General features: G+C 63.1%; 19 protein-coding genes, 1 tRNA gene, 1 other RNA gene and 3 pseudogenes. 10 read left to right on the forward strand and 14 right to left on the reverse strand.

The features are described from left to right. Positions 1-61 precede the first annotated feature (61 nt). Together QP970_RS09275 and QP970_RS09280 are read right to left on the reverse strand one after the other, a co-directional pair. Positions 62-316 (reverse strand): hypothetical protein, encoded by a 255-nt coding sequence (locus QP970_RS09275; protein ID WP_239268952.1) that lies wholly within the window; start codon positions 314-316, stop codon positions 62-64. A gap of 426 nt (positions 317-742) precedes the next feature. Next, positions 743-2,293 carry a catalase gene (locus tag QP970_RS09280; protein ID WP_239268953.1) on the reverse strand — a complete coding sequence of 517 codons (1,551 nt, stop codon included), beginning with the start codon at positions 2,291-2,293 and terminating at the stop codon, positions 743-745. 184 nt (positions 2,294-2,477) lie between these two features. Here QP970_RS09280 and QP970_RS09285 point away from each other — a divergent pair, with 184 nt between their 5' ends. Further along, positions 2,478-3,020, forward strand: a complete 543-nt coding sequence (locus QP970_RS09285; protein WP_284869872.1) for an RNA polymerase sigma factor — start codon at positions 2,478-2,480, stop codon at positions 3,018-3,020. Positions 3,021-3,280: 260 nt separating this feature from the next. Next, positions 3,281-4,639, forward strand: a complete 1,359-nt coding sequence (locus QP970_RS09290; protein ID WP_239268955.1) for a YkvI family membrane protein — start codon at positions 3,281-3,283, stop codon at positions 4,637-4,639. 91 nt (positions 4,640-4,730) lie between these two features. Here QP970_RS09290 and QP970_RS09295 read toward each other — a convergent pair whose 3' ends face one another. Continuing rightward, a complete protein-coding gene (locus QP970_RS09295) occupies positions 4,731-5,762 on the reverse strand; it encodes an aspartate-semialdehyde dehydrogenase (RefSeq protein ID WP_239268957.1) in 1,032 nt (343 codons plus the stop codon). A 35-nt stretch (positions 5,763-5,797) separates the two neighbouring features. Then, positions 5,798-7,063, reverse strand: a complete 1,266-nt coding sequence (locus QP970_RS09300) for an aspartate kinase (RefSeq protein WP_023016575.1) — start codon at positions 7,061-7,063, stop codon at positions 5,798-5,800. A gap of 238 nt (positions 7,064-7,301) precedes the next feature. Between QP970_RS09300 and QP970_RS09305 the strand changes: the two genes are divergently transcribed. Next, on the forward strand, positions 7,302-8,144 hold the full coding sequence (locus tag QP970_RS09305; protein WP_284869873.1) for a DMT family transporter: 843 nt from the start codon (positions 7,302-7,304) through the stop codon (positions 8,142-8,144). Here the strand turns inward: QP970_RS09305 and QP970_RS09310 are convergent. Further along, positions 8,141-9,226: a mannosyltransferase family protein gene (locus QP970_RS09310; protein ID WP_239268961.1), complete on the reverse strand. Its 1,086-nt coding sequence runs from the start codon at positions 9,224-9,226 to the stop codon at positions 8,141-8,143. The two genes, QP970_RS09305 and QP970_RS09310, sit on opposite strands and share 4 nt — an antisense overlap. Positions 9,227-9,460: 234 nt before the next feature. On the opposite strand from QP970_RS09310, the gene leuA reads away from it, so the two are divergent. From leuA to QP970_RS09340, 6 genes are all read left to right on the forward strand, one after another. After that, positions 9,461-11,278, forward strand: coding sequence for a 2-isopropylmalate synthase (gene leuA, locus QP970_RS09315; protein ID WP_005276465.1), 1,818 nt, complete (start codon positions 9,461-9,463; stop codon positions 11,276-11,278). A 34-nt stretch (positions 11,279-11,312) separates the two neighbouring features. Further along, positions 11,313-12,095, forward strand: coding sequence for a hypothetical protein (locus QP970_RS09320; RefSeq protein ID WP_239268963.1), 783 nt, complete (start codon positions 11,313-11,315; stop codon positions 12,093-12,095). Positions 12,096-12,518: 423 nt separating this feature from the next. After that, on the forward strand, positions 12,519-13,631 hold the full coding sequence (locus QP970_RS09325) for an exonuclease domain-containing protein (protein ID WP_370657788.1): 1,113 nt from the start codon (positions 12,519-12,521) through the stop codon (positions 13,629-13,631). Between the two features lie 27 nt (positions 13,632-13,658). Next, positions 13,659-14,936 (forward strand): Mur ligase family protein, encoded by a 1,278-nt coding sequence (locus QP970_RS09330; RefSeq protein ID WP_239268967.1) that lies wholly within the window; start codon positions 13,659-13,661, stop codon positions 14,934-14,936. Further along, on the forward strand, positions 14,929-15,702 hold the full coding sequence (locus tag QP970_RS09335) for a type 1 glutamine amidotransferase (RefSeq protein WP_239268969.1): 774 nt from the start codon (positions 14,929-14,931) through the stop codon (positions 15,700-15,702). Before QP970_RS09330 ends, QP970_RS09335 begins: the two co-directional genes overlap by 8 nt. A 124-nt stretch (positions 15,703-15,826) precedes the next feature. Beyond that, entirely contained in the window at positions 15,827-16,909 is a 1,083-nt protein-coding gene (locus tag QP970_RS09340) for an HNH endonuclease signature motif containing protein (protein ID WP_239268971.1), read from the forward strand. Between the two features lie 4 nt (positions 16,910-16,913). On the opposite strand, the gene QP970_RS09345 is transcribed toward QP970_RS09340, so the two are convergent. From QP970_RS09345 to ffs, 6 genes are all read right to left on the reverse strand, one after another. Further along, positions 16,914-17,570, reverse strand: a complete 657-nt coding sequence (locus QP970_RS09345; RefSeq protein WP_239268973.1) for a recombination mediator RecR — start codon at positions 17,568-17,570, stop codon at positions 16,914-16,916. 72 nt (positions 17,571-17,642) lie between these two features. Beyond that, entirely contained in the window at positions 17,643-18,011 is a 369-nt protein-coding gene (locus QP970_RS09350) for a YbaB/EbfC family nucleoid-associated protein (protein ID WP_005276451.1), read from the reverse strand. Between the two features lie 56 nt (positions 18,012-18,067). After that, positions 18,068-20,596: a DNA polymerase III subunit gamma and tau gene (locus tag QP970_RS09355; protein ID WP_239268975.1), complete on the reverse strand. Its 2,529-nt coding sequence runs from the start codon at positions 20,594-20,596 to the stop codon at positions 18,068-18,070. Positions 20,597-20,614: 18 nt separating this feature from the next. After that, entirely contained in the window at positions 20,615-21,208 is a 594-nt protein-coding gene (locus QP970_RS09360) for a suppressor of fused domain protein (RefSeq protein WP_239268977.1), read from the reverse strand. Further along, a complete protein-coding gene (locus tag QP970_RS09365) occupies positions 21,162-22,433 on the reverse strand; it encodes an aspartate aminotransferase type Ic (RefSeq protein ID WP_239268979.1) in 1,272 nt (423 codons plus the stop codon). Before QP970_RS09365 ends, QP970_RS09360 begins: the two co-directional genes overlap by 47 nt. A gap of 64 nt (positions 22,434-22,497) precedes the next feature. Further along, positions 22,498-22,594, reverse strand: an RNA gene (gene ffs, locus QP970_RS09370) — signal recognition particle sRNA small type. Positions 22,595-22,792: 198 nt separating this feature from the next. Between ffs and QP970_RS09375 the strand changes: the two genes are divergently transcribed. After that, positions 22,793-22,881, forward strand: a tRNA-Ser gene (locus tag QP970_RS09375). A gap of 106 nt (positions 22,882-22,987) precedes the next feature. On the opposite strand, the pseudogene QP970_RS09380 reads toward QP970_RS09375, so the two are convergent. From QP970_RS09380 to QP970_RS09390, 3 pseudogenes are all read right to left on the reverse strand, one after another. Further along, positions 22,988-23,311 (reverse strand): annotated as a pseudogene (locus QP970_RS09380) (IS481 family transposase); the annotation flags it as partial. A 47-nt stretch (positions 23,312-23,358) separates the two neighbouring features. Next, positions 23,359-23,667, reverse strand: a pseudogene (locus QP970_RS09385) (integrase core domain-containing protein); the annotation flags it as partial. Positions 23,668-23,703: 36 nt separating this feature from the next. After that, positions 23,704-23,847: pseudogene (locus QP970_RS09390) on the reverse strand (IS256 family transposase); the annotation flags it as partial.

Consider the following 23,847-nt stretch of genomic DNA (forward strand, 5'->3'; position numbering starts at 1 on the left):
GATCCCCACGCATTACAAAGAGAATCTACTATTAAGACATGTCTAATCCTCTAAAACTCTCTCACTCCCGCGCCTTGGCGTGCGTAGCCGCGTTTCCGCTGTGCATGGCATTGGTCTCCTGCACCGATGATGCCGATAACTCTGGCGATTCCAGTGAGCCCCAGTTTTCTGATGCCGTGGCGCAATCCAGCTCCAGCTCCAGCACTACAAGTTCCACGGAGCAAACGGCGACTACGACGGACTCGCCCACAACCTCCCCGGTAGAAACGGTAGAAACTACTGCACAGCCACCTGCACCACAGGAGACAACAGTCACTACCACTACCACGCAGGCCAAAGGTGATTGTTCCCCAAGTACCTTCTCGTCTCTAGAGCCCGATATGGGCAAAATTGTGGTGTCGGATTGCGACGGGGAATGGGCTCATTTTGGCAAAGACAGTACAGATTGGACCGCTTGGGCACGTTTTAGCGATGGCGCATGGACAACTATTGAACCCATCGGTGAAACAAATAGTGGTTTGACCGCACCGTGCTATGACGTAGACAAATGGATCAATCAGGGCGCGCCGAGCTTTGTTGCAGACAATATGCGCCGCTGCGATTAATCCCGCCTAACGCACAAGCCGCCTTCGACCAATTACTCCACCCAACTCACAGCAGCTCACTGTGGGGTGAGGACGCAGGGATGGTCGAAGGCGGCTTTGCTTTACGCCTCTAAGAAGCAGTACACCGCAGTAGTGGGCTACTTCTTTTCAGCGAAGACCTCGCGCACGCGCTGACCCAAGTCCGGGTGGACGTTGGTCCAGTACTGGTACACGCGCTCTTCGGTTTCTTCGGACACGCCGGCCATCGCGTTGGTGATATTGGTGACCAAGCGCTCCTTGGCGGCATCGTCATAGACGTTTTCGTACAGGTCGCGTGCTTGGACGAAGTCATCGTCTTCCGCGTGGCGCACGTATGGCGCGCGGACCAAGTCCTGACCGTGGGGGTCTGGGTTCACGTAGAGGTCCGCCGCGGTGGTGGTCTCGAGGTCCTCGCGGTTGTTGACGGAGGCATCGTCAAGCACACCCGCGCCCTTCGCATGGCGGTTGGGCGAGTACACCGGATCCTCTGGAGCATTGTAGAAATACTGCATGGGACCCTCGTGCTCGTAGGTATTGACCTTCTCCGCATTGCGCGGCTGGTTGACCGGCAGCTGCTTGTAGTTCGGCCCGATGCGGTAGCGCTGCTGGTCAGCATAGGCAAAGACGCGAGCCTGCAGCATCTTATCCGGGGACAGGCCAACGCCCGGCACAATATTGGAGGGATCCAGCGCAACCTGCTCGATCTGGGCGAAGAAGTTGCGCGGGTTGCGGTTGAGCTCAAAATAGCCCACATCGTGCAGCGGGTAGTCCTTCTTGGACCAGACCTTGGTCAGATCGAAGGGGTTGAAGCGGTAGTCCTCTGCCTCCGCAAGCGGCATGATCTGCACCTTGACGTCCCAGATGGGGTAGTTGCCCTCTTCGATGGCATTGTAGAGGTCCGCGCGGTGGCTATCCGGGTTCTTACCGGCTTCCACGGTGGCCTCTTCATCGGTGAAGTTCTCTACGCCCTGGCGGGAGATGAAGTGGTACTTCACCCAGAAGGCCTCGCCATCTTCGTTGACCCACTGGAAGGTGTGGGAACCGTAGCCGTTTTGGTGACGGGTGGTCTTCGGGGTGCCGCGGTCACCCATCAGGTAGGTCACCTGGTGGGCGGATTCAGGGTTGCGGGTCCAGAAATCCCACTGCATATCGGCATCGCGCAGGCCGTTGGAGCCCAGGCGCTTTTGGGAGTGGATGAAGTCTGGAAACTTCATGCCATCGCGCAGGAAGAATACCGGGGTGTTATTGCCCACGATGTCGAAGTTGCCGTCTTCGGTGTAGAAGCGCAGGGCAAAGCCGTGCACGTCGCGCCAGGTATCCGGGGATCCCTGCTCGCCGGCGACGGTGGAAAAGCGGCCCATCATCGGGGTGACGGTGCCCTTCTGGAAGACCTTGGCCTTGGTGTAGGCGGACACGTCTTCGGTGATGTGCAGCTCACCGTAGGCGCCGTGGCCCTTGGCGTGCGGGGTACGCTCGGGCACGCGCTCGCGGTTGAAGTGGGCGAGCTTTTCAATGAGGTGAATATCGTTGAGCGCAACCGGGCCCTGGGGGCCGGCGGTCACGGATGTGTTCTCGGACGGCACGGGCTGGCCGGACGGGCGGGTCGTGGTGCCCTTACCTGCGGGACGCTGTCCCTTGTTCAGGATGTCATCAGCAGTGGAATCAGTCATGGTATGTCTTTGCCTCCTGGCAATCAGTCGATAATTTGGGGTCAATTATCAATCACGGACAACCCATAGCTTACTACGTATAACGGCACTGCGCTACCTTTTTCCGCACATATGCCGCTTGCCGATGCCCCAGTCACCGCAACCTTGGATAAGAAATGCAGGAGCTACTGGTAGATTCATTCAGGTGACACACCACTCCGCAGCAGACGACGCCCGCGTCACCGAGCTCGCCCTCCGGGCTGGGCGCGGCGACCGAGCAGCGCTTACGGAGTTCATCAAGGCCACGCAGGATGACGTATGGCGCCTGCTCGCCCACCTGGGCGGCCCCGAAATCGCCGACGATCTCACCCAAGAGACCTACCTGCGCGTCATCGGCGCCTTGCCGCGCTTTGCCGCCCGCTCTTCCGCGCGCACCTGGCTGCTCTCGCTGGCCCGGCGCGTGTGGGTGGATAATATCCGCCACGATATGGCCCGGCCCCGCAAGTCCGCCACGCAATACGAGGACGCCATGAGCTCCGCCGCGGAAAACTCCGGTTCCTGGAGCGATTGGATTGATGCCCGTGCGCTTATCGATGCCCTGCCCGCCGACCGCCGCGAAGCCCTCATCCTCACCCAGGTGCTGGGCTATACCTATGAGGAAGCAGCCAAGGTCGCCGGGGTACGTGTTGGCACCATCCGCTCCCGCGTGGCGCGCGCCCGCAAGGACCTCATTGAGGGCGCAAATTAATACCCCCGAATGTTCGAGCGCCTAGACGCATACTTTCGCCACAATACTTATCAACGTGCAGGTACTTGGGGCAGCGCAGCGGGCGCATGCGGACCCTGGGCGGGGTAGAAAAATACTAAAGTGACGCGATTTCAGCTGTGAAGTCACGGGTGAAATGTGATTCTATTAGATACACACACGTGATAAATCGACCGTCGATCCGGGCCCGCGCGTTCCCAAAGCCGGGCCCGGCGAGTGTGAGTAAGAGAGTTTCTCCCCTCATGATTAAACGCGCAATCGGAATCTCCATGGCGTTTATTGGCATCGTTGTGGGCGCAGGCTTTGCTTCGGGCCAAGAAGCCATGCAGTACTTCGTAGCTTTCGGCGAGTGGGGCCTGTGGGGCATCGCCCTCGCCGCCGGCCTCATGATGGTCACCGGCGTGTCCATCCTGCAGCTGGGCTCCTATTTCCAAGCCGTGGAGCACACCGCTGTCTATAACAAGATCGCTTCACCAGTCACCGCCAAGATCTTGGACTGGTCCACGCTTATTACGCTGTTTTCCATCGGTTTCGTCATGTTCGCCGGTGGTGGCTCCAATATCAACCAGCAATTCCCCAGCATCCCCGTGTGGGTCGGCGGCACCGTCATGCTGATCCTCGTGCTGCTGGTGGGTCTTATGGACGTGGACCGCGTTACCCGCGTCATCGGTACCATCACCCCGTTCATCATCGTCTTCGTGGCGTTGGCCACCGGCTACACCATCCTCACGGCCGATGTGGACTTCGCGTCCCTGAATACCTGGGCCATCGATAACGTCAATACCTCGCTGCCTAACTGGTGGCTTTCTGCCCTGAACTACACCGGCCTGAACGTCATGACGGCCGTGTCCATGTCCATCGTCATCGGCGGTAACTTCCTGGATAACCGCGCCGTGGGCATCGGCGGCCTCATCGGTGGTTTCCTTTACCTCATCTTGCTTGCCCTGCTCGTCTTCGCCCTCTTCTTCGAGGCCAAGGACGTCAACGGCGAGGACATGCCGGTGTTGAAGCTGATTACCGGCATCCACCCAGTTCTCGGCATCTTGATGACCTTCGTCATCTACGGCATGGTCTTTAACACGGCCATCGGTATGTTCTACGCCCTGGGCAAGCGCCTGACCCGCAATAATCCACAGCGCTTCTACCCCGTCTATGCAGCATCCTGCATCATCGGCTTCATCCTGTCCTTCATCGGCTTCCAGTCCCTGGTCAGCAACGTCTACCCCATCCTGGGTTACCTCGGCCTGCTGATGATTGTCGTGATGGTTTATAACCGCATTAAAAACCGCGGCATGCTTGCCGATGAATCCGATCGCCGCATGCGCGCCCACGATCTCGTCGCCCGCAAGCTGGACCCGCGCGAGCGCTTTACCAAGAAGAACGAGCGCGAGCTGCGCATGCTAGCCGCGGCCTCTAATATGCACACGCAAGAATTCATCGATCACCTCGCCGAGGATATCCACGAGGAGCTCGAAGAGGACGATGAACTCGACTACGACCGTTCAGAGCCCGCGCCTTCCGTCACCTACGTCCAGCACACGAAGCCGGAAGTACCTTCCGTTGATAGTGACTTGGACTTTGGCAAGAAAGACGAAGACTAAGGTTTAAGCGCCACTAAACGCAATTCGGCTCCTCGCTTCCCATTACAGGAAGGAGGAGCCGAATTTTTATGCGCCGGGCAAAGCTTTGCGGCTATACCAACAGTTCTGCGATCTGAATGGTATTAAGCGCAGCGCCCTTGCGCAGGTTATCGCCGGAGACGACGAGCACGAGGCCCTTATTGTCATCTACCGTCTGGTCCTGGCGGATGCGCCCGACCAAGGAATCGTCCTTGCCGGCGGCGGCGAGGGGGGTGGGGACATCGGCAAGCGTCACGCCTGGGGCATCGCTTAGAAGCTCGGTGGCCTGCTCGGGGGTGATGGGCTTGTCGAACTCCGCGTGGATGGTCAGGGTGTGGCCGGTGAAGACGGGAATGCGCACGCAGGTGCCGGCGACCTTGAGGTCCGACATGCCGAGAATCTTGCGGGATTCATTGCGCAGCTTCTGCTCTTCGTTGGTCTCATTGCTGCCATCATCGACGAGGTTGCCGGCAAAGGGCAGTGCGTTATAGGCGATGGGCGCAACGAAGGGACCCAGGTCCTCATCATCGAGCGCAGAACCATCGTGGACCAGATCCACGTTGTGATCACCCACGCTGTAAACCTGCGCGGCCAGCGTCTGTACGCCCGCCAGGCCGGATCCGGATACCGCCTGGTAGGACGATACGTGCAGCTTGTTAAGCCCGGCGGCATCGTGCAGGACCTTGAGCACCGGCATGGCGGCCATGGTAGTGCAGTTCGGGTTGGCGATGATGCCCTTCGGCGGGTTCTTCGCCTCCTCGGGGTTTACCTCCGATACCACGAGCGGGACCTCCGGGTCCTTGCGGTAGGCCGAAGAATTATCCACCACGGTAGCGCCCGCGGCGGCAAAGACCGGGGCCCACTTCTCAGAGGTGGACCCGCCCGCGGAAAATACCGCGATATCGACATCGGCCACGGATTCTTCGGTGACCTCGGCCAAGTCCTCTACTTCGATCTGCTCGCCGCGGAATTCCAGCTCGGTTCCGGCGGAGCGGGCGGAGGCGAAAAAGCGCACCTTATCCGCCGGGAAATTGCGTTCTTCCAAAATGGAGCGCATCACACGGCCGACCTGGCCGGTAGCGCCGACGACTGCAACGGTAGTCATTGTCTTCCTTTTTTATTGCTCTGTAGTGCTCTGATTTAGCGTCCGGTTCCAGCATAGACGGTGGCTTCTTCCTCGCCGCCGAGCTGGAATTTATCGTGCAGGGCGCGCGCCGCCTTCTCTAGGTCTGCCTCGCGCGTCAGCATGGAGATGCGGATTTCGGAGGTGGAAATAAGCTCCATGTTCACTCCCACATCGCGCAGGGCCTCGGTAAAGTCCGCCGTCACGCCGGGGTGGGACTTCATGCCGGCGCCGACGAGGGAGACCTTGCCCACCTGGTCATCGTAAAGCACATTGGACCAGCCGCCCTCAGACTGCAGCTTGCTCAATAGCTCCATCGCGCGGGGGCCATCGGCGCGCGGGCAGGTGAAGGTGATGTCGGTGGTGCCGTCCTCCAAGGAGGAGACGTTTTGCAGCACCATGTCAATATTGATCTCCGCATCGGCGATGACGCGGAATAGCTTCGCGGCCTCGCCCGGGCGATCTGGGATGCCCAGCACGGTTACCTTCGCCTCGGATTTATCAGTTGCTACACCAGTAAGTACTGCTTCTTCCACGGGGATATCCTCCATCGAGCCGGTCACCAACGTGCCGGGGTCATTTGAATAAGACGAGCGAACTCGCAACGGAACATTGAAAGCGCGGGCGTATTCCACGCTGCGCAGGACCAGAATCTTGGACCCTACGGCGGCCATTTCCAGCATCTCTTCAAAAGAGAGCTTTTCTAGCTTTTGCGCATCCGGAACGATGCGCGGATCGGCGGTATAGACGCCATCGACATCGGAGTAAATCTCGCACACATCCGCCTTCAGCGCCGCAGCCAGGGCGACCGCGGTGGTATCGGACCCGCCGCGACCCAGGGTGGTCACATCGCGCGAGTCCTTATTCACGCCCTGGAATCCGGCGACGATGCAGATCTGTCCATCCTCTAGGGCCTCGGTCAGGCGGCCGGGGGTTACGTCAACGATGCGCGCATTGCCGTGGCGCTCGGTGGTGAGCACGCCCGCCTGGGAGCCGGTAAAGGATTGGGCCTTCGCGCCCAGGGACTCCACCGCCATGGCCACTAGCGCATTGGAGATGCGCTCGCCGGCGGTAAGGAGCATATCCATTTCGCGCTGCGGGGGAACGGGATTGACTTGCGCTGCAAGGTCGAGAAGCTCATCGGTGGTATCCCCCATTGCGGAGCACACCACGACGACATCATTGCCCTGCTTTTTAGTGGCCACAATCCGCTCCGCTACCGCGCGGATGCGATCTGCGGATTCGAGGGAGGAGCCGCCGTATTTTTGAACGATCAGGGCCACGGTGTGGTTGCCACCTTTCGTTTTAAAAGGCACTCCTGAGCGCAGGCACGCCACAGAAATACCTGTCGGACACTAGTCAAATTCCTATGCTACCCCGCAAGGCGCTACACCTCATCATAATTCCGAAACAATACTTTTATTTTATTCACACCCACCCCCGTGCGCACGAGGCGGCGGGGCGGGGGCGGCATCGCTAAGCAAAATGCATCTCCGGGACTTTTTTACTAGCGTTGAGCGGGTGTTAAGCAGCTTCCTGGCCGTATTCTTCGCGCTCGCCTCCGCGCTTACGGTTGCTTGGGGCACGGTGGTTCGCCACCGCATTGCCCTTGAAGCAGACGATTCAGTCATGCGCTCCGCCATGACCAACCCACTGTGGTGGGTCGGCACCGGCGCGGCCATACTCGCCTACGGCCTCCAAGTCGTCGCCCTGGGCTTTGGTACCTTGCTGGTGGTCCAGCCCATTTTGGTGCTCTCGCTCATGTTTACCCTGCCGCTTTCGGCCTGGTACGCCAAGCGCCCCATGCCCGTGCACGAAACGTTCTGGTCCATTGCACTCACGATTGCGGTCGGCGTGATGGTGGTCTACGGCCGCCCCGTCGCCGGCAATCCCCGGCCCGAATGGAGCCAGTGGTGGCCCGCGCTACTATTGGGCCTGGCCACCCTGGTCGCGTTGGGCGTGGCCGGCCATAAATTCCGCGAGCAGCGCCCGCTCGCCCTGGGCACCGCCTGCGGCGTCATCTATGGCTTCGTCGCCCTGCTATCGAAGGCCGTGGTCGATATCTTCACCCACGAGGGCCTGAGCGTCCTGGTGGGCAGCTGGCAGTTCTACGGCCTCATCGGCCTCGCCCTGACCGGCACCGTGGTGCAGCAGTACTCCTTCAACGCCGGCCCGCTGGCGCAGTCGTTGCCGGCCATGACCATCTTCGAGCCCATCGTCGCCTTCGGCTTGGGCTATATGGTCTTGGGCGAAAAATTCCTCATCGATTCCACCGCCGGCTGGCTCGTCATGATGGCCGCGCTCGGCGTCATGATCGCCGCGACCATCATTTTGTCGCGCAATCCTGTCAGCCAGCGCAGTTAGATGGCCCACTCGAATACGGTCAGCATATAGGCCGAAAACCAGGCCCCGAAGAGCACCCAGGCACTCACGCTTGCCGATGCCCCCTTCTTGCCCACCCACGGCAGCAAGACCACCGCTGCGGGCAGTAAGAGGCGGGGGCGGGAGTGCATGATGCCATCGGAAAGCAGCACATTGGCCATCAGCACCGCGGCAAACAGCCAGGCAGGAAGCGGCAGGCGCCCCCAGGCCAGCAGCAGGCAGATGGGAGCGGCGATGATGACTGCGGCGCTGAGCAGATACCCACCATTCGTGGCGCTAGACAGCGTCTCCGCCACCCAGGACACCGTCGCCCGGCCGCCGTCGAAACCGGAATTCCAGTGCTTTTCCTGCAGGCCGAAGTACCCGCCGGCGCCGGATAAATGGCGATTGGCCCACCAGATATAGCCGGCTAAGGGCAGCGCCGATACCGCCACGCTCAGCCAGGCCCACCAGGTGCGCCGCGCCTTGAAGAGCACCATGAGCGCGAAGACCACGATGAGATCCACCGCGGTGAGGCGGACGAAGGAGGCAAGGAAAATGAGCACCCCAGCCGCGATCCAGCGCTTATCATGCAACATCACCACGGCCCAGATCGCGAGCGCGCCGAAGAGCGCCTCCGTATAGGGCATGACAAAAACGATGCTCATAGGCGCGCTGGTGACCACCGTCGCGCCGAGCACCTGGCCGCGCGTGCCCAGCCCCATCTGCCTAGCCAGCGCCATAACGCCCGCCGCCAAGGCGATGGTGAAAAAGAGGTTGAGGACCATTGCCGTGCCCGCAATATCCGCGCCCAGCAAGTTACTGACCGCCCGCACCGCCAGTGGGAAGCCGGGAAAGAACGCGAGGGCGGTTTCCCCGCCATAGCCCGCGCGGGCGATGTCGACATAGTAGTGGGCGTCCCATTTATTCAGCAGCCCCCAGAGGGAATCGCCCTGCGCCGCGGCCAGCGCCGCGAGCACGCTGAGGCGAATCGCCGTTCCCGCAACCGCCACCAGTGCAGCATAAAACCAGCAGCGCAGCGCGGGCGCGGCTGCGGGGCGGCGGGTGGTAGGAACAGTAGGCACATCAGCATGGTACGCCACGCGCCCGGGTGTCCCGCTGAATGAAATATGTTGCCACACCGTGAGATCCTCTGTAGTGTGACCGGTATGACATTGCGGAACGACCTACTCCTTATCTGCCGCGGCGGGATTTCGGCCTGAACCTACGGCCAGCGCCCCGTCGCGGAGTCTGGCAATCCTTAGCCCAGCTGGCCGTCGCACTTCCCGACACCAAACATATTAAGGACACCGCACCCCATGTCTCCCAACGATTCCTTCATTAGCGCACCCCGCGAAATCACCACCCCTGCAGGCCCTCCCCGCGAGGGACAGCCCGCTTGGAATAAACAGCGCGGCTCCTCCATGCCCTTCGACCGCTACCAGCCCTTCGCAGTAGAGGTCGAGGACATCGACCTGCCGGACCGCACCTGGCCGGGCAAGAAGATCACCCACGCCCCGCAGTGGTGCGCCGTAGACCTGCGCGATGGCAACCAGGCGCTGATCGACCCCATGAGCCCCGAGCGCAAGCACCGCATGTTCGACCTGCTGGTGCAGATGGGCTACAAGGAAATCGAGGTGGGCTTCCCTTCCGCCTCCCAGACGGACTTCAACTTCGTCCGCGAAATCATCGAGGGTGATAAGATTCCAGAAGACGTCACCATCCAGGTCCTCGTCCAGGCCCGCGAGCACCTGATCCGCCGCACCTTCGAGGCCTGCGCCGGCGCAAAAAACGTCATCGTGCACTTTTATAACTCCACCTCGAAGCTGCAGCGCCGCGTGGTCTTCCGCAAGGACAAACCGGCCATCAAGAAGCTGGCTACCGATGCCGCCGAGCTCATCAAATCCATTGCCGCCGACTACCCCGATACCAACTGGCGCTGGGAATACTCCCCCGAGTCCTTCACCGGCACCGAGCTGGATTTCGCCCGCGAGGTCTGCGATGACGTGGTCGCCATCATGGATCCCAGCCCCGAGAACCCGATGATCATCAACCTGCCGTCCACGGTGGAGATGATTTCGCCGAATGTCTACGCCGATTCCATCGAGTGGATGGACCGCAACCTGGCCCGGCGCGATTCCATCTTGATTTCGCTGCACCCCCACAATGACCGCGGCGAGGGCGTTGCCGCAGCCGAGCTGGGCTATATGGCCGGCGCCGACCGCATCGAGGGCTGCCTGTTTGGCAACGGCGAGCGCACCGGCAACGTGGACCTGGTGACCTTGGGCCTGAACATGCTCACCCAGGGCGTTGACCCCCAGATCGACTTCACCGATCTGCCCAAGATCCGCGAGACCGTGGAGTACTGCAACCAGCTGCGCGTCCCGGAACGCCACCCCTACGGCGGTGAACTGGTCTTTACCGCGTTCTCCGGCTCGCACCAGGATGCCATCAATAAGGGCTTGGACGCGCTGGCTGCAACGGTGCGCCCAGAGGCCAATTCCACCGACGTCAGCTGGGAAGAGCTGCGCGATGCCATCTGGGAGGTGCCTTACCTGCCCATCGACCCGAAGGACGTGGGCCGCGATTACCAGGCCGTTATCCGCGTCAATTCCCAGTCCGGCAAGGGCGGCGTTGCCTACATCATGAAGACCGACCACGGCATCAATATGCCCCGCGCCATGCAGGCAGAATTCTCCACCGTCGTGCAGGAAATCACCGATACCGAAGGCGGCGAGGTCAATTCCAAGAATATGTGGGACATCTTCGCCACCGAATTCCTGGACCGCACCACCCCGCTGCAGCTGGAATCGTTCGAAATCGACAATATTTCCGCCGAAGATACCGATGCCACCGTCACCGCCACCGTGACCTACAACGGCAAGGAATCCGAGGTCACCGGCACCGGCAATGGTCCCATCGCCGCCTACGCCAATGCGCTGGAGTCCTTGGGCATCGATTTCGATGTCATCGACTACTCCCAGCAATCGCGCTCGGCCGGCGATGATGCCGAGGCCGCCTGCTACATTGCCGCCGACGTCAACCAGAACAAGGTCTGGGGCGCGGGCATCGCCGCTTCCACGACCCGCGCCTCCATCAACGCGATTACCTCCGCAGTAAACCGCGCGTTGGCATAACGCGGGCGCGGCCGGGCATGGTAGAAGATCGACTATGCCTTCTTCTACCTACCTCATCCCCCACCGCGGCCTCGGCGCGGTGCAGACCTTGCCCATTCACGGCGCATCGGTGAAGGGCACGGAGGAATTTACCGTCACCCTGGCTCCCAGCCAGGAGGGCGGTTTAAGCGTGGAAGCACAGGGCCAGATCGGCACCATCAGCGCCGCGGACCGCGCGGAATACCCTGAGATCGACCTGCTTTTCCGCGCCGGTCTCACCCCGGCCGCCACGGCCCAGCCGCATGCCGATGGCCACGTCACCCTCCTGCTTCCCCGCCCCGGGCTCTGCCTGCCGGCGAATAATCCGCCCGGCGGGCCCTATACGATGCTGGGCTACGCCCCGCCCATCGATATCACCGATCTCCCCGCGGATCTCGATATCCCTGCCCAAGCCCGGATGCACGTGCTGGTCAACCTGGTGCCTTCTACCGACGCCGTCGATGTCTTCTTCGGCCCCACATTCCTCACCACCCTATCCCCGGGCCCCTCGCTGCCCCCGCTTGCCGATGCCCCCATCCTCGCCCACGCCTACCATGCCCCGCGCGGCAACGATCGCGTGCTGAGTATCTACGCCGGCGATCCGCGGCCCGCTTCCAACGAGGATTCCGTGGCCGTTGCCACCCCGACCACGCAGGCGGCGACCGAGACCTTCGAAACCAGCAGCTTTCGCGCCGTAACGGCTACCCCGGAACCCACGCGCCACACTGGGTGGTGGGTCACGGCCATAGCCGTGGTCGCCGTCGTGGCGCTGGTGACCGTACTCATCGTCGCGGTTTAGTTTCCACTAAACCGGATTAGGCACCGAAAAGGCACGGCGCGCCCTGTCCCGCCACAGGAATTCCGGGATACTAGACTAAGGTTGATGAATAACACACCTGGCCCCTCCCCACGGTCGCCGCAGGCTCCCTCGCCGGCGACTATGGCGTCCCAGCATGCGGCTAGGACCCACGCCCAGGCGTCCCCTCACTCCGCAGCCGACTCCGCCAATCCTGACGCCGACCCCGCGCAGCCGGGCCCGCGCCGGTCTCGGCCGCGCCGCGCCGTCCGCCCCTCCGGCGGGCCGGCGAAGCCGAAAACCCCGGCCGATACAGCTGCTTCGGCCGCTCCAAGCCCCACAGCATCCGAGGCCTCCGCATCCAGCGCGGACAGCGCGCCGCAAAAGCAGCCGGACAAAACCGAGACCGTCACCAAGCACCCCTACGTGGCCCTCACGCTGCAGACCACGGGCATCCACCCCTCGACCGGGCGCATCGTCACCATCGATGCGGTGGCCTTTGATAATGCCGGCGATATTGGCCAGCGCTTCCACGCCGTGCTCAAGCCGGATATCGACGCCGGCCCGCACCACCTCCACGGGCTGACCGTCGCGGATATCGAGCAGGCACCGGCCTTTAGCAGAGTCCTCAAGTCGCTGGATAAGCTTATCGATGGCCGCACCCTCGTCGTCCACGATATCCCCTATACCTGGGGCTTTATCGTCGCCGAGGCCCGCCGCGCGATGATGACCGCCGCCCGCCAAAACCGCGCGCGCAACCGCGGGCGCAATAAGGGCAAGCGGCGCCGCCAGAAGGTGGGCCACATGCCCGCGCCCGTGCGCATCATCGATACCTTGGCCACCTCGTATGCGCAGGGGGTGCGGTCGAATGATGTGCGGCTGAGGGGCGTCGCTAAGCAGAATGGCCTGGATGCCGATCCAAAGGCAACAGTGGAACGCGCCCGCCGCCCGGAGCAGGAGACCTCGCGCGAGGAGACGGAGCTGCTCATCCAGCTCTACCAGCACCAGCAGCGCGGCCCGGTGCGCAGCTATGCCCCGGACGAGGTCCGCGCCGACCGCTTTGGCCTACAGCGCTCGCACGTGCGCGTCGATGCCGCCGAAGCTCCCGTGCAGCACCACAACCCCGGCAAGTACGAGCCCGGCAAGGAACTGCGCCGCGGCATGGAAATCGTCGTGGCCCCCGAAATCCTGGAGGACCCGGATACCATCATCTCCGCCCTCATGCGCGAGGAGCTGAACTATTCGGAAAAGCTCACCCGCGAGGCATCGCTTGTCGTGTGCAACGTCACCACGGATCTCGTGGGCAAGGCCATGCACGCCCAGCGCAAGGGCATCCCGCTGATGTCTGATGCCGCGTTTCTCGATGCCCTCACCCGCATCGAAGACCCCACTACCGCCCAGCCGCCGGCGCGGCGCCAGCCCCCGCAAAAGAGCGGCGGAAATAACCAGAGCAAGAGCCAGAAACGGCGGCGCAGGCGCGGCGGGCGCGGCCGGGGCCGGCGAAATTCTGGCGGCTCGGCGCCCAAGAACAACGCCTAGGCCACTTCCCCGGCTACCCTAGAGGGCATGAGTTTTTCAGTCCCGGGTGCCTTTAAGAAGTTGCGCACCACCGCCGCGACATCCGCCGCGAAGCTGGCCACCACCGCTTCCCGCGCCACCGGCCGGGGCGCCGGCGGAATGATCGGCGGCCTTATCGCCAATGCCATTGATCCCTCCATCATGACCAACCTCGGCGGCGGGCGCCCAGCCGTGCTGGTCACCGGCACCAACGGCAAGTCCACCACCACCCGCATGCTCGCCGCCGCGGTCCGCGCCGAGCACCGCGTCGCCACCAACGACGGCGGCGATAACATGGACGCCGGCATCATCTCCGCGCTCATGGCGGGCAAGGACGCCTCGCACCTGGTCCTCGAGGTCGACGAGCTGCACGTGCCGCACGTTGCCGATAACCTCAACCCGCAGGCGCTCGTCCTGCTCAACCTCACCCGCGATCAGCTCGACCGCGTCGGCGAGATCAACAAGATCGAGCGCGCCCTCCGCGGCGCCGTGGAGGCCCACCCGGACATGCTGGTCATCGCCAATTGCGATGACGTGCTCATGACCTCGGTGGCCTATGACGCCAAGAACGTCATTTGGGTCTCCGCCGGCGCCGGCTGGCTCGGCGATTCCGTCACCTGCCCGCGCACCGGCGGCCACGTCGTGCGCACCGAGGATGACTGGTACGCGGTCAAGCCGCTTGCCGATGGCCGCGAGTTCCGCCGCCCGCAGCCGACGTGGGGCATCGACAAGCATGGCGTTATCACCCCCACCGCGAAGCGCCCGCTCAACCTCGCGCTGCCGGGCCGCGCCAATCGCGGTAACGCGGCACAGGCCATCGCCGCGGCCGTCGAGGGCTTCGGCGTGGACTTGGACCGCGCTATTGCCGCGGCGGAAAGCATCGATGACGTCGCCGGCCGGTATTCCACCATCCACTGGAAGGGCCGCGAGATTCGCCTGCTGTTGGCCAAGAACCCCGCCGGCTGGCAAGAGGCCCTGTCCATGGTGGACCGCAGCGCCGATGGGTTGGTCATCGCCACCAACGGGCAGGTTGCCGATGGCATCGACATGTCCTGGCTCTGGGACGTGAAATTCGAGGGCTTTAACGGGCTCAGCGTCAAGGCCGCCGGCGAGCGCGGCACCGACCTTGCCGTCCGCCTCGTCTACGCGGATATCACCCACGAGCTCATCCCGGACCCCATGGATGCGCTCGCCGCCTGCCCCGAGGGCCGCATCGAGGTCCTTGCCAATTACACCGCCTTCCGCGATCTGAAAAAGGCCCTGTCCAAGGAGGCTAATAATGCTTAATATCGGCCTAGTGCTTCCCGATGTCCTCGGCACCTACGGCGATGACGGCAACGCCCTCGTGCTGCGCCAGCGCGCCCGCATGCGCGGCCTCGACGCCGAGATCCACCCCATCCGGCTGGGCGAGCCGGTGCCCGAAACGCTGGATATTTATACTATCGGCGGCGGCGAAGACACCGCACAGATTCTTGCCGCAGAACACCTCATTGCCGATGGCGGGCTGACCCGCGCCGCCACCGCTGGCCGCCCCATCTTGGCCATTTGCGCCGGCTTGCAGGTCCTCGGCGAATCCTTCCGCGCTTCCGGCCGGGTTATCGATGGCGTCGGGCTTATCGATGCCACCACCGCCGGCATGCAAGACCGCGCCATCGGCGAGGTATCCTCCACCCCTACCGGCGCCGGCGTGACCGCAGACCTCACCGAGCCGCTCACCGGCTTCGAAAACCACTTAGGCGCGACCATCCTCGGCCCATCCGCCCAACCGCTGGGAACCCTCACCCGCGGAAACGGCAACGCCGACCAAGCCGCCACCGCGGATCTCGCCGACGGCTCCAGCCAGCGCACCTACGAAGGCGCCGTGCAGGGCAGCGTCATCGCCACCTATATGCACGGCCCGGCGCTTGCCCGCAACCCGCAGCTCGCGGATCTGCTCCTCGCCCAAGCCATGGGCGTCTCGCTCGCGGATCTCGATCCGCTGGACATTCCCGCGGTCGACCGCCTGCGCACCGAGCGCTTCAACGCCGCCGAGCCGCCGCGCTCCCAGCGCTAAATCTGTGGATAACTTCCCCAATTCGCGGCCTTCACAACCAAAAAGAGCCGAATTGAGCCAAGTTATCCACAGGCTGGCCGCGGTCGCCTTGTAGCTCCCCGGCCCCAACCCTAGGCTGCGGGGCATGACGTTATTGGAGCAGCTGGGGGACATCGCCAAGCGCGGCGTAGACCTGATCGAAGAGGCCTACGCCGCCGCTGACCTGCCCCTGCCTGCGGACCAAGCGCGCGAGCTGCGCCGCACCGCCGAGGCTTTCCTCGCGCCCACAAGCCACTCGCGCTATCAACGCCGCGCCCTTGCCGCCGCGCGCCGCAACCAGCACAGTCTGGCCACGCTCGCGCTCATCGCGCGCCGCTCCCGGCGGGTGAAGAATCCCACCGAGCGCTGGCGCTTCCGCGAAACCCTGTGTGCTACCGCCGGGACCACCGCCGAAGTGTCCCGGGCCGCCACCCGCCTGCTGCGCGAAATCGCCCCGCCGCCCGAGCGCGAAGACGGCGGGCGCCGCATCCTGCACGGCGAGAAAACCACGCTGAGCTTTACCGGCCCCGCCGCCGAAATGGCCGATATCTGGGCCACCGCGAAGGATAATCCCCTCGCCTGGCTCACCGGTTCCCGCGCCGTCGCGCCGGCCAGCGTGACCACCAATGTCATCATCGAGCTGCCGGATTACCTGAAAGTTCTGCGCGGCGAGGGCTCCGAAGTCCGCCTCGCCATGACTAACGGTGCCACCATCACTGGCGCCGACCTCATCCGCCGCACGCTCGCCGGCGCCGGCCTTTTCACCCTCATCCACCCCGAAGAAGGCCCCGTCAATCTCTACCGCGCCCGCCACGCCTCCGCCAAGCAGCGCCGCATGCTCGAGGCCGAAGGCGCGCGCTGCGCGTGGCCCGCTTGCCGACGTCCCGCCGCCGAATGCCAAGCCCACCACATCTTCGAATATGCCCGCGGTGGCCACACCCATCCGGCGAATATGTGCCTCTTGTGTCCATACCACAATTCCATCAACGGCCTTCCGGGGCGCGGGCGGATGGCGCGCATCAACGGGCGCATCGCCTGGCTGCCGCCGCATCCTCGCCACGCGAATCAACCAGCCGCCCCGCCGAATTCAGCGTCACCGCCGCACTCTGCCTCGCCGCCGGAGCCGAATTCGCCTCCCCCAGTCTTCACTGGCCGCGCCCCACGCGGGCCAACCGCCGACGTGCCCTAAACGCCTAAATGGTCAAGCGCCCCGAAAGCGCACGGGACAAGGTCAGCTCGTCCACGAACTCCAAATCGCCTCCGAGCGGCATGCCGGAGGCCAATCTGGTGATCTTTAAATCGGGAAAGTCCCGCAATAACCGCACCAGGTACGCCGCGGTGGCCTCGCCCTCCGTATTTGGATCGGTGGCGAGGATGACTTCGCGGATGGTGGGGGTGTCGTCGTAAAGCGGGACCTCTGGCGTGGAATCCGCCAACTCCCTATCCGGTAGCACCCCGCCGAGGCGCTGGAGGAGCGTGGAAATATTCAAATCCTTCGGCCCAACATTGGCCAGCGGATCCAGCGCACCGCCGAGCACGTGGTAGCGGCCCTCGTACTCACCCGTGCGCTCGATAACCTGGATGTCCTTCGGCTCCTCCACGACGCAAATGGTGGAGGCGTCGCGCTGCGAATTGATGCAAATCCGGCAGACGTCCTCGCGCGAAATATTGCAACAAATGCGGCAAAAAGTAACGCCGTCCCGCACCCCGCCTAAGGCATTTTGCAGGCGCTCAATATCCTCCGGTTCCATGTGCAACACATGAAACGCGATACGCTGCGCCGACTTCGGGCCGATGCCCGGCAGGCGCGAAAACTCATCAATGAGGTCCTGCAGAGGTCCTTCAAACACCACAACTCCCAAAATTACGTCAAGGCCGCGGCCCCACTATCGGGACAACGGCCTTTTTAGAATATCGCGCAGCTAGAAATTGCCGCCGAACATGTCATCCATCGACGGTCCACCCTGGCCGCCCATGCCCTGCGAGAGGGGACCAATCTTTTCCTGTGCCAGCTTGCCCGCAGCGGCGTGGGCATCCTTAAACGCGCCCATGACCAGGTCTTGCAGCGTGTCGATGTCCTCAGGATCAACCACAGACTTATCAATCTGCAGGTCTACTAGCTCGGCGCCGCCGGTCATGGTCACCTTAACCAGGCCATTGCCCGCGCTGCCCTCAACGTTGGTAGCCAGGATCTCTTCCTGCGCCTTCTGCAGCTCGGCCTGCACCTGCGCGGCCTGCGCGATGAGGTCGTTCATGTCATTGGGTTGTGGGGTGGAATCTTGTTCAGCCATAGCTTTCGTCCTTTCTCAATAGCTTTGCTACCGCCCGAGTCTACCGTGCCACAGTCCTATACACGGCGTGCGCCTAGTTCCTTTTCCACGAGCTCTATCGCAATCTCGGTGGCGCTGCGATGGTCCATTTCGCCTGCGGACTGCGCGGCTTCGACCATGTCGCGTTCTTCGTCATCGCGCGTATAGGCCGGTTCCGGCGGCGGCTCGTCCGCGGGGCCCTCCGGCTCGGGCGGCAGCGGCACCCCGTTGCTAAATTGCGGCGTGCGCGCGAATTCTTCATCGCGTTGCTTCGCCACCTCGCTTGCCTTGGCAATGCGCGAGCGCCACCCGGGCTTACTCTCCGCCTCCTTGTCGTCGCTCGGCTCCCGCTCGGGCGCGTTGGGGTTCCATTCGGGTTTGGCCTGCGGAGCCCGCGGCGCATCGAACCCGGCGCTCTTAGGATCCGTGCCCACCACGCAGTTGACCTGAATATCGCGCTGGAATTCCTCCCGCAGCACGTCCACAATGACGGAATTATTCGCCGGCGCATTGATGCGTTCTGCCAGCGCACCGGTGGTATGCCCCAGCGTCAGCGTATTATCGCGGAATCCGAGCACGCGGGCTTCGGCAAGCATGATTTCGGCGACCTTATTACGCTTGCCGACGCTCCCCCTCAGCTCCACCCATTTCCTCTTCACCGCATCCACGAAGTCATCACCGCTTACCGATGCCCCCTGCGCAGGCGCCGCCGGCACCGGCTTCTCCAGCGGTTCCGCCTGGCCGTTGCCGCGGGCTGGCGCATTCTGTGGAATCTGCCGCTCCTGGCCCCATGGATCCGCGCCATCGTCAGTTTCTACGTCGCCGCCTGCCGCGGTAGCCGAAGCATCCTTTTCAGGCACATCGCTAGACTGCGAATCCGTGGACTGCTGCTCAGGCTGCCCAGCCTGTTGCTGCTGCCCCGACTGCGCATATTCCGCGCTCGGTTGCGCAGGCTGCGACGCAGATCGCTCCTGATTCTCAGCTGCTGCCGGCCCCGTTTGTGCCGGCTGTGCCGACTGCGCTGAACCCTCATGCTCGCCACGCGATTGCTGCGCAGTTGTCTCCGGTTGCTCAGGCCGAGACAATGGTGATGTCGATTGCGTCCCCTGTGCCTCGGTGCCCGCGGCCGCTTGATTCCGTTGTTGTCCAGGCGCCTCTGATGCAGTAGGGCCCGTGGCGGCCTGGTTTTGCTGGGCCTGGGACTTTGCGCGGCGCCGCGCGATGATGGCGGCCGCTGCCGACTGCGGGTCTTGGGCACCCGAAAAGGCTGGCCCGTTTCCCGCAGAGGGTGCCGCCTGCCCCGATTGTCCTGGCTGCCCTGCCTGCGCTGCCTGCGCCAGTTGTGCCCCTTGGCCGGCCTGGTTGTGCTGGCCAGACTGTGCGGATTGCGGTGCGCCGCTGGGTTGGGTGGCCTGAGGCAACTGCCCCGGCTGGCTCACGGCGCCGACAGCTGCACCCGGCGCCGCGCCGGCCGAGGTACCGATGAGCAGGTGCGCGCACATGATTTCGAGCAGCAGGCGCGGCGAGGTGGCCCCGGTCAGATCGCTGATGCGGTCATTGACGGTGGAGGCAAGGTAGGTCAGCTGCGGTCCGGAAAAGCGCTGCGCTTGGGCGGTGAGCACCTCGGCGCGGTCGGTAGGCGCGGAGACCAAGCCGGCATCGATGGCGCCCGGCACGGCCTGCAGGATCATCAGGTCGCGCAAGCGGTCGAGCAGATCCACGGCAAAGCGGCGCGGGTCGTGGCCAGCCTCGATGACGTTGTCGATCTGCGCGAAGAGGCCGGCCTTGTCGTTCTCGGCGAGGGTGGCGATGGTGTCATCGAGAAGCGTGACGTCCGTAACCCCCAGCAGCGGGCGCGCAAGGTTATAGGTCAGGCCATCGGGACCCGCACCGGCCAAAAGCTGGTCCAGTAGCGACAAGGTATCGCGCGGGGAACCGCCGCCGGCCTCGATGACCATGGGATAGACGGAGTCTTCAACCTGCACGCCCTCAGAGGCGACGGTCCTTTGCAGCAGCCCCTTCATCGCGGGCGGGGTAAGCAGGCGGAAGGGATAGTGGTGCGTCCGGGAGCGAATGGTGCCGATGATCTTTTCCGGCTCCGTCGTCGCAAAGATGAAAATCACGTGCTCCGGCGGCTCCTCAACCACCTTGAGCAACGCATTGGCACCGGACGGGGAAATCATATGCGCCTCATCGATGATGAAGATGCGATAGCGCGATTCCGCCGGCGCATAGTAGGCGCGGTCGCGCAGCTCGCGCATGTCCTCCACGCCATTGTGCGAGGCGGCGTCGAGCTCCGTCACGTCCAGGTTGCCCGGGCCGCCGGGCGCGAGCGACACGCACGAATCGCACTTGCCGCACGGCGTCGAGGTGGGCCCGTGCTCGCAGTTGAGCGAGCGGGCCATAATCCGCGCCGAAGACGTCTTACCGCAGCCGCGCGGGCCGGAAAAGAGGTAGGCGTGGTTGATGCGCCCCGCGTCGAGGGCGGCAGATAGCGGCGTGGTGACCTGCTCTTGCCCCACGACCTCGGCAAACGTTGCTGGACGGTATTTCCGGTATAAAGCCACGGTTAGCCAGTTTACCGGCTAACCCTCGCGCGACCAGTCCAGCAGGTCAATGCCCTGCTCGGCCACAGCTTCCTGCAGCTTGCCGACGCCCTCTTCCACCCCAAACGCATATTCCGCATCCGTCAGCATGACCAGCTGCAGCACGAGCGTCAGGCGGTCATCCTCGCGGTACTGCGGTGTCTGCCCGCCCCAGAGGTACGGGGCAATAAGCAGCCCGTGGTGCACGGTCGGCTCGCCGGGCAGATCAAGAAGCGATGGCAGCAAGACGCCGGGTTGCGCGGGCAAGAGGCCGCCCGCCTTCTCGAGCTTCGCGGCGGCGGCCCCCACAGCGGCGGCGACTTCGGGCTGGCCCACGCGCGCCACCGTCACCAGTTCGCAGCGCACATCCAGACCTTCGGCATCGCTGCGCAGGCCGGTATCGACGGCGTTGAAGGTGGTGGTGAGGGCGAGGGATTGGGCATCGGCAAGCGTGGCTAAACCCAGCCTGCGCCCGTCGACGTACCGGAACTCCAGCGGGGCCGGGATGACCTCGCTGAGCCACACGGCGGATTCGGCGGCGTTGATTTTAGCCCTCCGCCTTTTCGATGGCCGCCAGGAGCACGCAGGTGGCAACGCCGTCGATGGCTTCCTCGATTTCCTCCTGCGGCGGCAGCGACACCGCAAGTCGGATATTGCGGTCATTCTCATCGCGGCCGTGGGGGTAGGCCGCGCCCGCCTTGGTGAGCACGATGCCGGCGTCCTTGGCCAGCTCCCACACGCGGGTGGCGGTGCCGTCCACGACGTCCATGGAAATGAAGTAACCGCCCTCCGGGTCGGTCCATTCCGCGACGCCGTACTCGCCCAGGCGCTCGTCCAAGATGCGGCGAGCGGCGGCGAACTTCGGCGCCAGCAGCTCGGCGTGGCGGCGCATCAGCTCACGCACGCCGTCCGCGGACCCGAAGAACTCGGCGTGGGCGAACTGGTTGATCTTATTGGGCCCAATGCCGCGGATGCCTGCGTGCTCCAGGTACCAATCGAGGTTCTCCGCCGAGGAGCCGAAGAAGCTCACGCCGGAGCCCGCGAAGGTGACCTTGGAGCTCGAGGACATGGCCCAGAAGCGGTTGGGGTGCCCGCCCTGCTTGGCGATGTCCAGCACTGGCAAGACTTCCGGAAATTCGTCTGTCAGCGTGTGCACGGCATAGGCGTTATCCCACACGATGCGGAAGTCGGGCGCCGCGGTATCCATTTCCGCCAGGCGGCGGGTCTTTTCCTCCGAGATGAGTACGCCGGTGGGGTTGGAGAACATGGGAATGAGCCACATGCCCTTGACCTGTGGGTCCTGGGCGAGCTTAGCGATGGCCTCGACATCCGGGCCGTCGTCTTCCATCGACACCGTCACCAACTCGAATCCGAAGAGCTCCGTGATGGCGAAGTGGCGGTCATAGCCGGGCACGGGGCAGATCCACTTGACGGTTTCTTCCTCGCTCCACGGGCGCGGCGAATCATTGGTGCCAAAGGTATAAGCCCAAGAAATGAGGTCGAACATGATGTTGAGCGAGGAGCTATCGCCGGCCAGCAAGAGCTCTGGGTCAATATTGGTAAGCTCGCCCCACAGCTCGCGCAGCTTCTTGACGCCCTTCAGGTTGCCGTAGTTGCGCAGGTCAGCGCCTTCAGAATCGGTGTAGTTTCCCTCACCCGGCAGCGACAACAGCGCATTGGAGAGATCGAGCTGCGCCTTCGAAGGCTTGCCACGGGTCAAATCCAGCTTGAGGCCCTTTGCTTTCAGGTCTGCGTATTCTTCGCGGACTTTCGCGGCAAGTTCTGCCAAGGCGGACGATTCCAGAGTGAGAAGCGACATTAGTATGTCTTACCTTCCATAGTATGGTGCGACGTTTAGCCACCAATACTAACGCACCCTGCACAAAAAAGGGACCCCGCGCACCCGTCAGAGCCTCCTGACCCTTGCTGCATTCCTGCCCTGGGGGAGTTCAGAGGATGGACGCCACGCGGAATCCTGCCCTTACTTTAACGCCCGCAACCCGCATTAGCCAAATACGCGTCTCTCGGGGCGAGACGGAAGGCTACGGGGGCATCGGCAAGCGGCGGCAGCACAGCGATCGCCGGCCCCTGCCCCACCGAAACCCAATAATTGCCCAGAAATTACGTCTGACCAGGCGATTGGCATTCTAATTGCTACGGCTGCTAATGTTTCTTCTCGGAGGATTCGACTAGCGGCCTATGTCACACGCCTGGAACGCGTGCGGGGTTCACGCCCCTCGTGGGTTCAAATCCCACATCCTCCGCCATTGTCATGAGTCGCGACATACTTGACAGGTCAGTCGCGACATCGTTGACGAACCGGCATCTCAGTTGTTTTTGTTCTGGGGTGCCGGTTTTTCGTGTTTTGGGTCTAGGGGTGGGGCTCCTTTTTCCAGTAGGGTTTTGGTAGTCGCGGGCTGTGTCGATGTAGTGCTCGGTGATGATTTCTCCGGTCGCAGCTAGTGATGTGGTGATGTGGTTGTCGGCGATGACCATGAGGATTTTTTGTTTCTTGAATGCGCGCCCGATGCCTAGGTGGAAGAGTTTGCCGGCGTAGCGGACGGTGACTTTGCCGTTGTCCCAGACGATGTCTTTTCTGGTGCGCCATTCTTGTGTGGGATTGTCGTTGGGGCTGGCTTTTGTGCCGGTGGTGTAGCTGTGGTGTGGGGTATGTCGTCCTAGTGCGCGGTGTGGGCGTTAGGGTTGCCCGCAAATCGTGGACACGTAGTAGAGCTACCTAGTGGTTAGGCAGCTAATTCTTTTCTGCTGGTGGTTAGGCTGGTGTGGTTCTCGAAATCGACGGGGCTGACCATCCCGAGGGCGGAGTGCCGACGTCGACGGTTGTAGACCACTTCAATCCAGCAAGCCACAGCCTGACGCGCAGCATCGCGGGTGGCCCAGCGCTTCCGGTCGTAGAACTCGGTCTTAAGCGTCGACCAGAACGACTCAGCCATCGCGTTATCGAAACACACTCCGGTACGCCCCACGGATTGAGCAATGCCCAAATTGCGGCACACCTCCCAGAGCTGCTCGCTGGTAAATTGTGTCCCACGGGAGAGTGTCCGATTCTTTGTGTGCGGGGGCTTGGTTTACAAGTAATCCGCGAATCGGTTGGGGTAAGACACGGCTAGTTGGTTGATAACTTGTTTCCACCCGGTGGCTTTCGCTCCTTCAATATAGCCGTTGCATTCAATGGCGCGTTTTGCTTTCTTCGCTCGTTGGGCAGCGCGCTT

Source organism: Corynebacterium sp. MSK073 (assembly GCF_030232085.1).
GTDB lineage: Bacteria > Actinomycetota > Actinomycetes > Mycobacteriales > Mycobacteriaceae > Corynebacterium.

What these genes read in the sequence shown, in the direction of transcription:
- leuA (WP_005276465.1), top strand. Translation starts at nt 9,461, where the DNA reads ATGTCTCCCAACGATTCCTTCATTAGCGCACCCCGCGAAATCACCACC.
- QP970_RS09330 (WP_239268967.1), top strand. Translation starts at nt 13,659, where the DNA reads ATGAGTTTTTCAGTCCCGGGTGCCTTTAAGAAGTTGCGCACCACCGCC.
- QP970_RS09290 (WP_239268955.1), top strand. Translation starts at nt 3,281, where the DNA reads ATGATTAAACGCGCAATCGGAATCTCCATGGCGTTTATTGGCATCGTT.
- QP970_RS09320 (WP_239268963.1), top strand. Translation starts at nt 11,313, where the DNA reads ATGCCTTCTTCTACCTACCTCATCCCCCACCGCGGCCTCGGCGCGGTG.
- QP970_RS09295 (WP_239268957.1), bottom strand. Translation starts at nt 5,762, where the DNA reads ATGACTACCGTTGCAGTCGTCGGCGCTACCGGCCAGGTCGGCCGTGTG.
- QP970_RS09365 (WP_239268979.1), bottom strand. Translation starts at nt 22,433, where the DNA reads ATGTCGCTTCTCACTCTGGAATCGTCCGCCTTGGCAGAACTTGCCGCG.
- QP970_RS09280 (WP_239268953.1), bottom strand. Translation starts at nt 2,293, where the DNA reads ATGACTGATTCCACTGCTGATGACATCCTGAACAAGGGACAGCGTCCC.
- QP970_RS09340 (WP_239268971.1), top strand. Translation starts at nt 15,827, where the DNA reads ATGACGTTATTGGAGCAGCTGGGGGACATCGCCAAGCGCGGCGTAGAC.
- QP970_RS09335 (WP_239268969.1), top strand. Translation starts at nt 14,929, where the DNA reads ATGCTTAATATCGGCCTAGTGCTTCCCGATGTCCTCGGCACCTACGGC.
- QP970_RS09350 (WP_005276451.1), bottom strand. Translation starts at nt 18,011, where the DNA reads ATGGCTGAACAAGATTCCACCCCACAACCCAATGACATGAACGACCTC.